This is a genomic window from Sphaerospermopsis aphanizomenoides BCCUSP55 (genome assembly GCF_001586785.1).
Taxonomy (GTDB): Bacteria; Cyanobacteriota; Cyanobacteriia; order Cyanobacteriales; family Nostocaceae; genus Sphaerospermopsis_A; species Sphaerospermopsis_A aphanizomenoides_A.
Genome location: NZ_LUFH02000002.1, coordinates 32,883 through 47,235, shown reverse-complemented (window position 1 = coordinate 47,235; position 14,353 = coordinate 32,883). Strand labels below are relative to the sequence as shown.

General features: G+C 38.8%; 13 protein-coding genes and 1 pseudogene. 6 read left to right on the top strand and 8 right to left on the bottom strand.

The window, feature by feature from the left end:
- Positions 1–152 precede the first annotated feature (152 nt).
- Positions 153–545: a lactoylglutathione lyase gene (gene gloA / locus A0J48_RS00790; protein ID WP_200319397.1), complete on the bottom strand. Its 393-nt coding sequence runs from the start codon at positions 543–545 to the stop codon at positions 153–155.
- Between the two features lie 166 nt (positions 546–711).
- Between gloA and A0J48_RS00785 the strand changes: the two genes are divergently transcribed.
- The 3 genes from A0J48_RS00785 to A0J48_RS00775 all read left to right on the top strand — a co-directional run bounded on the left by A0J48_RS00785 (position 712) and on the right by A0J48_RS00775 (position 2,821).
- Entirely contained in the window at positions 712–1,290 is a 579-nt protein-coding gene (locus A0J48_RS00785) for a Uma2 family endonuclease (RefSeq protein WP_200319395.1), read from the top strand.
- Between the two features lie 56 nt (positions 1,291–1,346).
- Positions 1,347–1,796 carry a DUF29 domain-containing protein gene (locus tag A0J48_RS00780; RefSeq protein WP_200319393.1) on the top strand — a complete coding sequence of 150 codons (450 nt, stop codon included), beginning with the start codon at positions 1,347–1,349 and terminating at the stop codon, positions 1,794–1,796.
- A gap of 209 nt (positions 1,797–2,005) precedes the next feature.
- Positions 2,006–2,821, top strand: coding sequence for a hypothetical protein (locus A0J48_RS00775; protein WP_200319391.1), 816 nt, complete (start codon positions 2,006–2,008; stop codon positions 2,819–2,821).
- Between the two features lie 112 nt (positions 2,822–2,933).
- Here the strand turns inward: A0J48_RS00775 and metH are convergent, their stop codons facing one another.
- Positions 2,934–6,461, bottom strand: a complete 3,528-nt coding sequence (gene metH / locus A0J48_RS00770; protein WP_200319389.1) for a methionine synthase — start codon at positions 6,459–6,461, stop codon at positions 2,934–2,936.
- Positions 6,462–6,795: 334 nt separating this feature from the next.
- Here metH and A0J48_RS00765 point away from each other — a divergent pair, with 334 nt between their 5' ends.
- Positions 6,796–7,677 carry a peptidoglycan recognition protein family protein gene (locus tag A0J48_RS00765; protein ID WP_200319388.1) on the top strand — a complete coding sequence of 294 codons (882 nt, stop codon included), beginning with the start codon at positions 6,796–6,798 and terminating at the stop codon, positions 7,675–7,677.
- An 8-nt stretch (positions 7,678–7,685) separates the two neighbouring features.
- Here A0J48_RS00765 and A0J48_RS27550 read toward each other — a convergent pair.
- The 3 genes and pseudogenes from A0J48_RS27550 to ribBA all read right to left on the bottom strand — a co-directional run bounded on the left by A0J48_RS27550 (position 7,686) and on the right by ribBA (position 10,048).
- Positions 7,686–8,009, bottom strand: a pseudogene (locus A0J48_RS27550) (RloB family protein).
- 1 nt (position 8,010) lies between these two features.
- A complete protein-coding gene (locus tag A0J48_RS00755) occupies positions 8,011–8,151 on the bottom strand; it encodes a hypothetical protein (RefSeq protein WP_200319494.1) in 141 nt (46 codons plus the stop codon).
- A 223-nt stretch (positions 8,152–8,374) separates the two neighbouring features.
- Positions 8,375–10,048, bottom strand: a complete 1,674-nt coding sequence (gene ribBA, locus A0J48_RS00750) for a bifunctional 3,4-dihydroxy-2-butanone-4-phosphate synthase/GTP cyclohydrolase II (RefSeq protein WP_200319386.1) — start codon at positions 10,046–10,048, stop codon at positions 8,375–8,377.
- 460 nt (positions 10,049–10,508) lie between these two features.
- On the opposite strand from ribBA, the gene argC reads away from it, so the two are divergent.
- Entirely contained in the window at positions 10,509–11,567 is a 1,059-nt protein-coding gene (gene argC, locus A0J48_RS00745) for an N-acetyl-gamma-glutamyl-phosphate reductase (protein ID WP_200319384.1), read from the top strand.
- A 137-nt stretch (positions 11,568–11,704) separates the two neighbouring features.
- On the opposite strand, the gene eno is transcribed toward argC, so the two are convergent.
- The 3 genes from eno to A0J48_RS00730 form a co-directional block, all read right to left on the bottom strand.
- Positions 11,705–12,994, bottom strand: a complete 1,290-nt coding sequence (eno, locus tag A0J48_RS00740) for a phosphopyruvate hydratase (protein WP_200319382.1) — start codon at positions 12,992–12,994, stop codon at positions 11,705–11,707.
- A gap of 312 nt (positions 12,995–13,306) precedes the next feature.
- Positions 13,307–13,597 carry a type II toxin-antitoxin system RelE/ParE family toxin gene (locus A0J48_RS00735; protein WP_200319380.1) on the bottom strand — a complete coding sequence of 97 codons (291 nt, stop codon included), beginning with the start codon at positions 13,595–13,597 and terminating at the stop codon, positions 13,307–13,309.
- A gap of 5 nt (positions 13,598–13,602) precedes the next feature.
- Positions 13,603–13,887 carry a hypothetical protein gene (locus A0J48_RS00730; RefSeq protein ID WP_200319378.1) on the bottom strand — a complete coding sequence of 95 codons (285 nt, stop codon included), beginning with the start codon at positions 13,885–13,887 and terminating at the stop codon, positions 13,603–13,605.
- 282 nt (positions 13,888–14,169) lie between these two features.
- Between A0J48_RS00730 and A0J48_RS00725 the strand changes: the two genes are divergently transcribed.
- The gene (locus tag A0J48_RS00725; RefSeq protein ID WP_200319376.1) at positions 14,170–14,337 is read left to right on the top strand and encodes a hypothetical protein; all 168 of its coding nucleotides are present in this window, start codon (positions 14,170–14,172) and stop codon (positions 14,335–14,337) included.
- Positions 14,338–14,353: the final 16 nt, after the last annotated feature.

The window sequence follows — 14,353 nt, the reverse complement described above, 5'->3', positions numbered from 1 at the left end:
TTCTTCGAGAATTTGGTAGGTTTACAACCACTTCGCAATACCAACCAAAAGCAGATTATATTGGTGGGCATTGCCCACCCTACTCCAAGATAGGACAAATTCAGAATATAATTACTGAATGAGCAATGATGCTGGTAATTTTTTCCATTGTTCTACTTGAGAGTTGCCAACTGAATTAATTCAACTTTATAACCATCTGGATCTTCGACAAAAGCAATTACGGTAGAACCATGTTTCATTGGTCCTGGTTCTCTTACTACTTTACCGCCACGATTTTTAATTTCTGCACAAGTGGCGTAAATATCGTCTACCCCCAGGGCAATATGACCATAGGCATTACCCAAATCATACTTTTCTACGCCCCAGTTATAGGTTAGCTCAATTACGCTATGGTCGGATTCATCTCCATAACCAACAAAAGCAAGAGTGAATTCTCCATTTGGATAATCTTTACGGCGGAGTAATTTCATTCCCAGGACATCGCAGTAAAATTTTAAGGATTCTTCTAGGTTGCCTACCCGCAACATGGTGTGTAGTAATCGCATACTGACCCTTTGTTTAACTCTTATATTTTATATCGCATCAGCAATTTCTACAGCAACTACATCTGAACTCTGCTTCTAATTATTCAATTGTTGGTAATTTTATATTAACTATTCTCAGTAATAGCCTGTGCTAAAATTAATTTTAATTCAGATAGAGGAAATAATTATGCTTTCATCTCCTTTATTCTTGCAAATGCCATCATCAATGACAGATGAACAATTTTTTGAGTTCTGTCAATTAAACCGTGATTTAAGAATTGAGAGAAATAAATACGGAGAAATCTCAATTATGGCTGCAATTGGTTCAGAAACGGGGAATCGGGAATTTAATATTATTGGACAGCTATATGTGTGGACAGATGAAGATGGTACAGGAATTGCATTTTCTTCCAGTACAGGGTTTAAACTTTCCACAGGTGCAGAACGTTCTCCTGATGCTTCCTGGATAAAATTAGAAAGATGGAATACATTAACACCAGAACAACAGAAAAAGTTTGCTCCTATTTGTCCTGATTTTGTCATTGAATTAAGGTCAGCATCTGATAATTTGCAACCTTTAAAAGATAAGATGTTGGAATATATGCAAGAACCAGGAATACAATTAGGTTTATTAATTGATAGAAAAAATCGTCATGTTTATATTTATCGTCCTGGGGAAGTAGAGGAATGTTTGGAAAACCCTGATACTGTGAATTGTGAACCTGTGTTACCGGGGTTTGTTTTGAAGATGGGGAAAATTTGGTAGAGATGATGGTTAGGTCAAATATCCGATAAAGTTAAGATAAACAGCGAGTAGGAAATATGAGTAAAACATCAGTTAAAAATTTATACGAACAAGATTTTTATCTTTGGATTGAGGATACAGTAAATAAATTAAAAGCCAGAGACAATGAGAATTTAGATTGGGATAATTTAATTGAAGAGGTAGAGTCTTTGGGGAAAAGTCAGCGTAAAGCCGTCAGGAGTTTTTTGGTACGTTTATTAGAACATTTGTTAAAGCGGTGTTATGTACCCATGTCAGACTGTTATCGCGGTTGGGAAATTGAAATTAGAAATTTTCGACAACGTTTACAAATTGAGTTAGAAGACTCACCAAGTTTGAAAGGTTTTGTGTTAGAGATTTTTGATAAAAGCTACGAAATGGCTTTGGAAAATGTTAGAGATGGTTATCCTGATGTTTATTTTTCTGATGTTTGTCCATTTCCCAGCGATGTAGATGCTTTGTTGACTAGGAAGTTTTGGGAAGAATAATGATGGGGTAGGGGTAAAGCAAAAGTTCATTGGTGTCAACTGAGGTAACAGATGGCTTATTTGTTAGCTTCCACACCCGCCCAGAAATGAATTTCCGGGCTAATAGCCAAAGTAAACTAAAGTTTACTAAAAAATTTTCGGTACAATCGGTTGTATCAAGCTACTTTCGTGTGATTGATTTGATTACAATAATATAATATAGGTGAAGTATGTCTGTACTCAGAAAAATTCGTATTGGTAAAACTGAAATCATAACGAATCATAAATTCGGTAGAGAGGAAATTACACTTTTTACTCTTTATGGAAGGGAAAAAATAAATGAATTTTTATTAAAAACTAGTAGAAATTTTAGAGATGTATGTTATGTTTCATGGGACAAATATCAAACTGATACCAAGCGATACTATCATTCATCTTTTTTAAAAAAGATGAATCAGGCGAAATCATTTAAAAAGTGTTTACTAGCTTTTTGTTTACAACAAATGCTACAAAAAGAAAATTTTAAAATGCCTTTTGAAGAATTTTATCTACCAATGCTGATAGAAGGACATGACAACTATCAAACTAACAGAGAAACTGGCGATCAAGGATTAGTAGTAGGTATTCTTGTGCATTTAGCTGCTATCTACCCTAAATATAAAGAATGTCTATTCGAGTTAAATCATTCATTAGATATCATAGAAAACATAAATTCTGGTAGGGTTATATATCTAGATGCTAATTTAGCTCTAACATACAATCAAGACATAAAAAATGAAGGTTTAGGTGAACTATTATTCGCAGCTAAAAAGATATCTGAAATCTGGACTTACGATAAAACAGACCTTTTTGTAGCTGTGAGTTCGTTACGTAAAGCTAAGAAAGCATTAGCCGACTACAAAGGTATACCTCGAAAAGGTGAGTTAATGGGAAATGACTCGGAGCGTTTTGCTAAATTTTTAGGTTTAGAAATAAAAGATAATTATGCTTATATGCCTAAATACCAAGATATAAAACAATTTATTGGTAAAGGATTTAAAAAGTGAGTTTACATTTTATTGTGCGCATTTAGTAGGTTGAATTAGGCTCGTAACCCACTATTAATATTGAATTATATCCCCCTCCATCAAATTAACGAAGGGGGATAAAATCTCACAATTAAGCCGTGAAATACTTCGCTACAGAATGATAAGCAATAATCGCCGTCGTAGACTGTTCAGGATATAACTGTTCACTTTCGTCCATATACATCTTCATCCTGTCAGCACCCAACAACTCCAACTGCTTATACTGATCCTGAATATTCGGACAAGCAGGGTAGCCGAAACTATACCGAGAACCTTGATAACGCTGCGCCAAAATATCCCGAATATTATCCGGTTCAGCATCACCAAAACCCAACTCCCGGCGAATTCTGGCGTGAGTCCATTCTGCCAAAGCCTCCGCCACCTGCACCGCCATTCCATGAAAATACAGATAATCTGTGTATTGATTATCAGCAAATAACTTTTGTGCAAACTCCGTAGCCACTTCCCCCACAGTCACCGCTTGCATGGGGAAAACATCAATTATTCCCGAATCTTTGGGTGCAAAGAAATCTGCAATACAATATCTTCTCCCAGAACGCTGACGGGGAAACTCAAAACTGGCAATTTGTTGAGATTGATTTTCCACATCATATATATGTAAAGAATTTCCTTCAGACTGACAAGGAAAATACCCATAAATGACTTGAGGATGCAATAAATTATCCTCAATAATTCGCTGTTTCCAATCTTCTAAAACTGGGTAAACCTTCTCATCTAAAAACGCCTGATATTCCTCCTTAGATTGTTCCTTGGGTTTGCGGAATTGCCATTGTCCAGCCACCAAAGCTTGCAAATCCAAATACCAGAATAACTCTTCCAAAGAAATATCACCAGGTTGTAGAAATTGCGTTCCCCAGAAAGGAGGTTGAGGACGTTCAATATTCACATCTACAGCCTCTGAACGACAGGTATCTATTTCTTTAGGTTCAGCAGGCACTTTTTCAACAGTGTTATCTACTGTTTCTTTATGACCATTGGTTGATTCTTCAGCTTCTCCTAATTCATCCAAAAAACCCTGCAAATCATCCCAATTACCTGCTACTTTGGCTGGTATTAACTTATCCATAAAATGCAAATCAGAGAAAGCATCCTTGCCATAAACAACCTTACCTTTGTAAGTATTTTGGCAATCCTGATTAACAAACTTAGGAGTTAACGCCGCACCACCTAAAATTACAGGGACAGTAATTCCTTTTTCATTGAAAACCTGCAAATTCTCTTTCATGAAAGCGGTGGATTTTACCAACAATCCACTCATAGCAATACAATCAGGTTTATACTGTTCGTAAGCTTGAATGATGTTTTCTACTGATTGCTTAATTCCCAGGTTAATCACCTTATAACCATTATTAGATAAGATGATATCAACCAAGTTCTTACCAATATCATGCACATCACCTTTGACCGTCGCAATGACAAAAATTCCCTTAGCATTATTCCCAGATTCCGATTTTTCCATGAACGGTTCTAAATAAGCAACCGCCGCTTTCATTGTTTCCGCAGATTGCAAAACAAAAGGTAGCTGCATTTGTCCAGAACCGAACAACTCACCAACAACTTTCATTCCATCTAACAGGAAAGTATTGATGATTTCTAATGGTGGATATTGTTCTAAAGCTTTTGTTAATTGCGCTTCTAAACCAATGCGTTCACCGTCAATAATATGCCGTTTCAACCTTTCTTCAATCGGTAAACTTTCATCAACGCCTGTGTGACGTTTGGTTTTGACTCCTGCAAAAATTGTAGTTAATTCTCCCAAGGGATCATAAACGCAGACATCACCATCAAATTTCCGTTCATCGTAAATTAACTGACGACAAACTTCTTGATGTTGAGGTTCAATTTTAGCCAGGGGTAAAATTTTACTGGCGCTAACAATTGCTGCATCCATTCCCGCAGTCATCGCTTCATGCAAAAACATCGAGTTCAGCACCATTCGCGCTGCTGGATTCAAACCAAAGGATATATTAGATACACCCAAAATTACATGACATCCCGGCAATTCTTGACGAATGCGGCGAATTGACTCTATTGTTGCTTTGCCGTTTTCCCGGTCTTCTTCAATTCCTGTAGAAATCGGTAAAGCTAAAGTATCAAAAAATATTTCTGTTGCTGGAATACCATATTCCACCGCTTGACGATAAGCACGTTGGGCAATTTGAAACTTTTTCTCGGCTGTCCGCGCCATGCCATCTTCGTCAATTGTACCAATTACTACACCAGCACCATATTTTTTCGCTAGTTCCAATACCTTTAAAAATCGCGGTTCGCCGTCTTCGTAGTTGGTAGAATTTAGTAAACACTTACCTCCAGCAACTTTTAACCCCGCTTCCATTTTTTCCCATTCGGTGGAATCGAGCATTAAAGGTAAAGTGACATTATTAACAATGCGAGAAACTAACTCGTGCATATCACGCACGCCATCCCGTCCCACATAGTCAACGTTAACATCAAGGATGTGTGCGCCTTCTTTTACCTGACTCCTGGCCATTGACACCAAACCATCCCAGTCTTCTGCATTCAGTAAGTCACGGCATTTTTTAGAACCACTGGCGTTAAGACGTTCACCCACAATCAAGAAAGAGTTATCTTGTTCATAAGGTTGAGTAGTATAAATTGAAGCTGCTGCTGGTTCTAAACTCGGTTTTCTAACTTTCGGTTTTAACTCTCTAGAAATTTCTGCTAATTGTTGAATATGTGCAGGTCTTGTCCCACAGCAACCCCCTATCACTTGGACACCCAAATCTTCAACAAAGTGCATCAACGACATCCGTAGTTCTATAGGCGTAAGTTTGTAATGTGCTTGACCGCCGACGTTTTCTGGTAAACCAGCATTGGGAATACAGGAAACTACGAATGGTGAATGTTCTGATAAATACTTGATGTGTGGTTTCATCAAGTCTGGACCTGTGGCGCAGTTTAAACCAAGAATATCAATGGGATAAGGTTCTAAAATTGTGAGTACCGCTGCAATTTCCGTACCTACCAGCATTGTCCCCATGCTTTCCATTGTCACAGACACCATTAAAGGTAATCTAGCCTCTTTTTTGGCAAAAACTTCCTCAATAGCATTCAAAGCAGCTTTAATTTGTAGGACATCTTGGCAAGTTTCCACAAGAAATAAATCAACACCACCATCAAACAAGGCTTCTGCTTGTTCTGCAAAGGAGGCTTTCATGGTGTCAAAATCAATATGTCCCAAAGTAGGGAGTTTGGTGGTTGGTCCAATAGAACCGGCAACAAACCGGGGTTTTTCGGGAGTGGAAAATTCAGCCGCAACGCTTTTAGCTAGTTCTGCGGCTTTCTTACTGAGATAATAAGCCTGGTCTGCTAAGTCGTATTCTGCTAGAACTATGGACATAGCCCCAAAGGTGTCAGTTTCAATGACATCAGCACCAGCAGCGAGAAAGTCACGGTGAACTTTGGCTACAGCTTCCGGTTTGCTATGAACCAAGTATTCATTACAACCTTCATACTGTGCGCCACCGAAATCTGCGGCCGTCAGGTTCTGGGTTTGTAAGTTAGTTCCCATTGCCCCGTCAAAGACGATAACTGGACGTTCTGGACTATGTAAGCGTTCTAGAAAGGGATGTGTCATATTTTCTGAGAAAAGATTTAGTTAATCTGGTAATAATAGACTTATATTTATTATTTTCCAAAACTTTGATACTTGAGGTAAAATTGACAGAAATAAAATGTTGTAATTTTTGAAAGTGCCTTTCAGCACAGCCTGGTGATGATGCGTTGCATCTGCTGATTTAGTGTTGTATCTCCCACAACCTGAATATTGACAATGTTAAAATAAATCTACAGACAGAGGGAGAGGTAAAAAAAAATTATTTAAGCTAATTTTTAGTATACCAGTATCCTTTTTTTCTGGGACTAAAAGTATTACTATTCATAGCAGCAATTTTATCAGTATTATTAAATATATGAGATTTAGGGACTGGGCAACCAGAGTCATGTTCATTTTTTTCCTGTTTGCGAGTCTGATTTTGGCTGTGTTTATAGGTGGTTCAAGACAGACACAAAGTCATAGCACTGCTTCACATTCAGAAACTACTGTTGGGAGTCAATATCCACAGGCACAATTTCAGTCAATAATAACTCAAGCAGAAAACAAGCAAAATTTACTCAAAGCACCAGTCAATAACCAGAATAAAATTCCGAAAATTCGTACTCAATATACTACTACTGTGGCTTTTTCCCAATATAAACCCAAATTGGCTCAAGCAGAAGTAGATCCTAGCAATTATGGAGAACGATATACCACAGATGTTAATGGTGTTAGAGTCAGTAATCAACCCATGATTGTACTGCATGAAACTACTAATTCTGCTTCTAGTGCTGTTAATTTTTTTCAGACACCACATGATGATGAAGATGTACAAGCTAGTTATCATGCTTTAATTGCACTTGATGGTACAGTGATTTATTTAGTACCACCGGATAAACGGGCTTTTGGTGCTGGTAATTCCGTTTTCAAGGGTGCTAATGGTGTGGAAACTGTACAGACTAATCCTAAGTTACCACCATCTGTAAATAATTTTGCTTATCATGTTTCTTTAGAAACTCCTCCAGATGCTTGGGGAAAAAGTAATATTGAGGAACATAGCGGTTACACTGAGGCCCAATATAATTCTTTAGCTTGGTTAATTGCTCAAAGTCAAGTTCCTGATGACAGAATTACTACCCATCGTGCTGTAGATATTGGTAATGGTAAAGTTGATCCGTTAAGTTTTGATTTTGATAAGTTTTTTAATAAGTTGCATAGTTTTCGGGAGTTGAGAACAGTTAATACTGCGAAAAGGTAAATAAGAATTTATTTAAAGTCTTTTTGTTTTTCTAGTTCTTCAATTAGAAGATGTACTTTTGTTGATGGGTTTGTACACCCATCTTCATTAGGATGATTTTGTTCTAATTTTATAGCGTTATTTATTGCTATTTTTTGGTTAGGTTTAAACTTTTCATATAGCAACTTATCACTTTTATCATAGTTTTTTCCCTGTTGGAGAACACCTGCTTTTCTCATTTCTGCTTCTAGTTTTGGACGTCATTCTTTATAACTGCTAAATGGACTGCTAGTATAGCAATAATGCAGTAAAAACCAAAATTCAAAACAGGGTATTGATGTTATAACGGTCAAATTATATTCTTTGGCTGTGCTGAGAATTAGGCATAGGAAAAGTATTACTGTTTAGCATGGTTTCATCTTCAGCAGCTACCATACTCAATGTTTGCTTTTCTTGGATTGAACGATAATTTTCTGCGCTAAATTCTACAAGCATGACTTTATGATTAATTCGTTATCTGCACTTTACCCATAAATTGTTATAAACAGGATAAATTATACATTTAATTGCGGAATAATGCCTGGTTTATAGTAAATTGTTCAACAATCTACTTTTATTTGTGGGCTTACTCAAGCATACAGAAATAATAAACAAAAATAAACAAATAGCTCTAGCTATTAAACTAGAGCTTTATCAATTTATTGAAATTCCCAAACCTCTACTTACTAAAACTATAAATCTGCTGTGTCTGAAAGCGATCGCTCAAAGATGAAGGTAGTATATCCGCAGTGAATACTTGTCTATCCAGTTGCACTTGCAAATTACTTAAAGGATCACTACCCGAAGAAACGAGAAAATCTAGCTGATGGACATAGGGTAAATTTACCAAATCATCGAGAATTTGACCAATTGCTTGCAGGTAAGGATGACCTTTTTGTTGATACCAATTAGTATCAGCAATATTGGCCTGGTCAAAACCCAAATGAACTGTTAAAGATGGCTGATCAAATAAAGCAGTTCCTAATGGACGTGCTTCTTCCTGTAGCAGTAAATGATTATTTTTTGCTAAAAACCGCAATTTTTCTAAACGCTCATAGCGTTTCGTTACTAATTCCGGTTCATCTTCCCAGTGTAATGCTACTGTCACCAGATAAGTTTGTAACAACATATGTCCCAACTTCTTGGCTTTTGTAGCTAGGTAATAAGAGTTGTAATCATTGGCTTCAATCAACAACGGCACACGATCTACAACTTCCAAACCATAACCTTTAACACCAGCAATTTTACGAGGATTGTTAGTGATTAAACGGATTTTTTTGACACCTAAATCCATGAGAATTTGCGCCCCCATCCCATAGTCGCGCAAATCAGCAGGAAAGCCCAAACGTTCATTTGCTTCCACTGTGTCCAGTCCCATATCTTGCAACGAGTAGGCTTTTAGCTTGTTAATCAAACCTATGCCTCGTCCTTCTTGACGCAGGTAAACAACGACACCTTGACCAGCATTTTCAATCATTTTCAATGCAGCATTTAACTGCATTCGACAGTCACAACGCAAAGAACCTAAAGCATCACCCGTCAAACATTCCGAGTGCATCCGCACCATTACAGGTTCATCTTGAAAATTGGCTGGGTCGCCCTTGACAATGGCTACATGATCAGTATTATCTAAGGTGTGGCGATAGCCATAAATATCAAATTGACCAAATTGACTGGGTAGCTTGGTGACAATTTCTCGATACACCAAGCGATCATTTTGCAGACGATAGCTGATCAAATCCGCAATGCTAATAATTTTTAGTTTATGGACTTTGGCATATTCGACTAGTTGCTGTAATCTTGCCATGGAACCATCAGGATTTTGAATTTCACAAATTACCCCAGCGGGGTATAATCCTGCTAATCTGGCTAAATCTACCGCCGCTTCTGTATGGCCTGCCCGCTTCAATACACCCCCAGCTTTAGCCCGAATTGGGAAAATATGCCCAGGACGGCGTAAATCTTCAGGTTTTGTGGCCGGGTTGAGAGTTACCTGAATCGTGCGGGCGCGGTCTTCAGCAGAGATACCTGTACTCACTCCTAAATGAGGTCCAGCGTCAATGCTGACAGTAAAAGCGGTTTGGTTAGTATCTGTAATGTTACTCACCATTAATGGTAAGTCTAGTTCATCTAGGCGATCGCCTGTCATGGCTAGACAAATCAGCCCTCTGGCTTCTACCGCCATGAAATTGATCATGTCAGGAGTAGCAAATTGGGCAGCACAAATTAAATCACCTTCATTTTCTCGATTTTCGTCATCTACTACCACGATGACACGACCAGCTTTAAGGTCGGCTAAAGCGGCATCAATAGAATCAAATTCAAAGGTTTGGCTATTATTAGGCTGTGACACAGAAAATTTCCAGCTACCAACGTAAATTTTTTTAACAATTTCTTATTTTAAATTGTAGCCTGTTTATCTGAACTAGATATTATGCAAGATACAGTAGTGGTTAGCAGTCAGCTTTTTTAAACACTTGTCTAACCAAGATTCCACCATTGAAGATTGTTCTAATTACCCTGATAAAATTAACCGCAGATAAATACCGATAAATACTGACAAACCTTTGAAGTTGAGAATTTTCTGTCACATAAAAAACATAATCTTTACTGGGACTAGTTTTCTACACACTATAAGTGTGATTTTTAGGTAAAGATATTTCCCAAATATAAATTGATATGTACGCTAAAAGGGGATCTTTGCTATACAATGCAGCGAAAGTTCAATAATAATAAGTTGTCACCAATTAAGTAATAGCTTGATTGTTGATAGCTAAGAACGAATTAACAAAAGCGGATAAGGATTTCAGATCATGGGTAATTTAAGGCGCGTACCAGTTGGAATTGTTGGCGCGTCAGGTTATGGCGGAGTGCAACTAGTTCGACTCCTGATGGATCATCCAGAAGTTGAACTGGTTTATCTAGGTGGTGAAAGTAGCGCCGGCAAGTCTTTTGCGGATCTTTACCCCCATCTGGGTAATATAGTTAACTTAAAAATTGAAGAGGTAGATCCAGAAATCATTGCTAGTCGATGTGAAGTAGTTTTTCTTTCTCTTCCCAATGGTTTAGCCTGTGACATTGCGCCTAATCTGATTGAAAAAGGCTGCAAGGTACTGGATTTAAGTGCTGACTATCGTTTCAGCGACTTAACAACTTATACTACTTGGTACGGAACACAAAGAAGCGATCGCAGCATTGCAGAAACAGCAGTTTATGGCTTACCAGAACTGTACCGCGATCGCATTGCCGAATCTCAACTGATCGGCTGTCCTGGTTGCTATCCTACAGCCAGCCTACTTGCACTTTCACCACTCCTCAAACAAGGCTTAATTGTGCCAGAGACAGCAATAATTGACGCTAAATCTGGGACATCTGGCGGTGGTAGACAAGGGAAAATTAACCTCTTATTAGCTGAAGCAGACAATTCTCTAGCCGCTTATAACGTCGCCCGTCACCGCCACACTCCAGAAATTGAGCAAATTTGCAGTGAATTAGCAGGACACGAAGTGACAGTGCAGTTTACACCCCATCTCATCCCAATGGTGCGGGGAATATTAGCCACCGTATACGCCACACTGCGAGATCCCGGTTTAGTCCGCGATGACTTAATCACAATTTACACAGCATTTTACCGTAATTCACCTTGGGTAAAAATCTGTAATAGCGGCACTTATCCCCAAACAAAATGGGCGTGCGGCAGTAATACTTGCTACATCGGCTTAGAAGTTGACCCCCGTACAGGCCGCGTCATCGTCATGTCAGCCATTGATAACTTGATTAAAGGTCAAGCTGGTCAAGCAATTCAATGTCTGAACATCATGATGGGTTGGGATGAAACCTTGGGGTTGCCCAAAGTTGGGTTTTATCCATAAGAAGGGAACAGGGAACAGGGAACAGGGAACAGAAGGCAAAAGGCAAAAGGCAAGAGGCAAAAGTTAATATTCTCCCCCTGCTTCCCCTGCTTCCCATGCCTCCCCTGCTTTCTTCACTGTCACCTGTCACCTGTCACCTACTTTGGTCCTAACCCAACAGTACCAGCATAGATGGCGCGATCGCCTAATTCATCTTCAATTCTGAGTAAGCGATTGTATTTAGCAACCCGTTCACTACGACACAGAGAACCGGTTTTAATTTGACCTGCGCGAGTTGCGACAGCTAAATCAGCAATTGTTGTATCTTCGGTTTCACCGGAACGATGGCTAATAACTGAACGGAAACCGTTGCGAGTAGCTAAGTCAATGGTTTCCAAAGTTTCAGTTAGTGAACCAATTTGATTTAACTTAATCAAAATGGAATTACCGGCTTTTTGTTCGATCCCTTTTTGTAAGCGGGTGGCGTTAGTTACAAACAAATCATCACCCACTAATTGTACTTTTGAGCCGATTTTCTGAGTTAATAATTGCCAGTTTTGCCAATCTTCCTCATGCAAACCATCTTCAATAGATACAATCGGATATTGATCCACCAACTGCGCTAAATAATCAATAAACTCAACTGGGCTATGGGGTTTACCATCATAGACATATTGCCCATTTTTGTAAAATTCACTGGCTGCTACATCCAAAGCCAAAGCCACCTGTTCACCGGGCTTATAACCAGCTTGTTTAATTGCCGCTACCAGCAATTCTAAAGCCACTTGGTTAGATTCTAGGTTAGGTGCAAAACCACCTTCATCACCCACACCAGTCAGCAAACCTTTATCATCCAAAACCTTGCTGAGAGTTGCAAACACTTCTGCACCCCAGCGCAAAGCTTCCTTGAAGGAAGGCGCACCGATGGGGACAATCATAAACTCTTGGAAATCAACATTATTAGCTGCGTGCGCCCCACCGTTGATCACGTTCATTAAGGGTACAGGTAGGAGGTTTGCTAAAGGTCCACCCAAATAGCGATAAAGGGGAATATCCAAAGCTGCTGCACCTGCTTTAGCCGCTGCTAGGGAAATGCCTAAAATTGCATTCGCACCTAAATTAGCTTTGTTAGGTGAACCATCTGTAGCAATCATAGTCCGGTCTAACAATTCTTGGTTGAGGACATCCAACCCTAATAATTTCGGTGCTAGTACCTGATTGGCATTTTTTACCGCTGTGAGGACTCCTTTACCACCATAACGGCTTTTATCTCCATCCCGCAGTTCATGTGCCTCAAATGTGCCAGTAGAAGCGCCACTGGGAACTTGTGCCAGTCCGACTGCACCACCAGCTAGATGTACTTCTGCTTCTAGGGTGGGTCTTCCCCGTGAGTCGAGAATTTCGCGGGCTACAATAGCTTCAATTGCGGTGTCTAGATATTTCGTCATTCCTGCTTTCTCCTGATGTCTCTGTCGTGTTTGAGGGTCAAGACTTTACAGTTTATTCCTAAACCAACCGTTAGTTTATGCGTTTCTGGAGGAAAATCGGCTGAGATTAAAGAAGATTTCCAGTAGTCAGAGGTGGTAATGTTCCCTGAGTATGGAATAAAACACGGAATTTGTCAGAATCAGGATATCCAGGATTAAAGGATTAACAGGATTATTTATTGATATTTTGTACCAAGAACATGAAAAGCGATCGCTCTTTTGTTGTGAAGGTGGCTAGAGGCTAGAGTGCGACGGTTTCGATTTTTCAATTGACTAAATAGGTCTATTTTCTCGACCATGATATATACGTAAAATAATTACATCATCCTCAAGAATAACGTAGTGAATTATAAAGCCATACTTACCAAAAGAAACTACAAGTTTTCGTAATCCTGCTATTTCATCTACAATCGCACCACGACGCGGATTTTGTTGTAGGCTTTCACCTGAAGAAACAATTGCTTGTACGGCGCGGACTGCTGTATCAGCATTACTAAATGCTATAAAATCGTAATGACGATTTAAGTCATTAATAGCAGTTTCCGTCCAAACTATCTCTGACATTAGTTTTATTGTTGAATTATTAAATTATTTGCCCATTTCTGGACTTGTTCATGTTTGACTCCTGAACCTGTACTTAGGTAAGTTTCTAAAGCAAATTTGCTTTGTTCAATCATGTCTTGTTCACTAAGAGGCTGAAAATGTAATTCTGTATCTATCTGACCATACTCAAGTGATTCTGTTAATGAAATTTGTTCTTCTTTAGCTAATTCTGTAGCTAAAAATTGAATGGCTTTGATTTTTTCTTGATGAGATAATTTTTGCAGTGAGGGTAAAATTTCTGTTAATGTCATAGAAATCAGGGGTAAAGCTATTTATATTATACTGTTATCGCCTTCTATTTTCCATAGATACGGAAAAGCGTTAGCGTTAGCTTACCGGAGGTATCGCACTGATGAAGTCGTGGCTAGAGGTGGAAGGGCGATCGCTAAATATTATGAATGAGAACAGCGATCGCTCTTCAATACTGTTCGGTTAAGAGTTTTTGTAGGTTGGGTTTAAAGAAAGCGCAACTCAACAAAAGTCCGTAAATGTTGGGTTTTCTCACGTCAACCCAACCTACCTGATTTAATGTTTTGAGCTTAACCGACAAGTATTGGATCGCTCTTGTGAAGTCAACGTGGCTAGAGAAGAGAGTGCGATCGCTAAATACCATGAAAGAGAAAAGCGATCGCTCTTGTGAAGTCAATGTGGCTAGAGGTGGAAGGGCTATCGCTATAGGTCAGTATTTAATTTTTAGCTAACTACACTGAAGAGAAA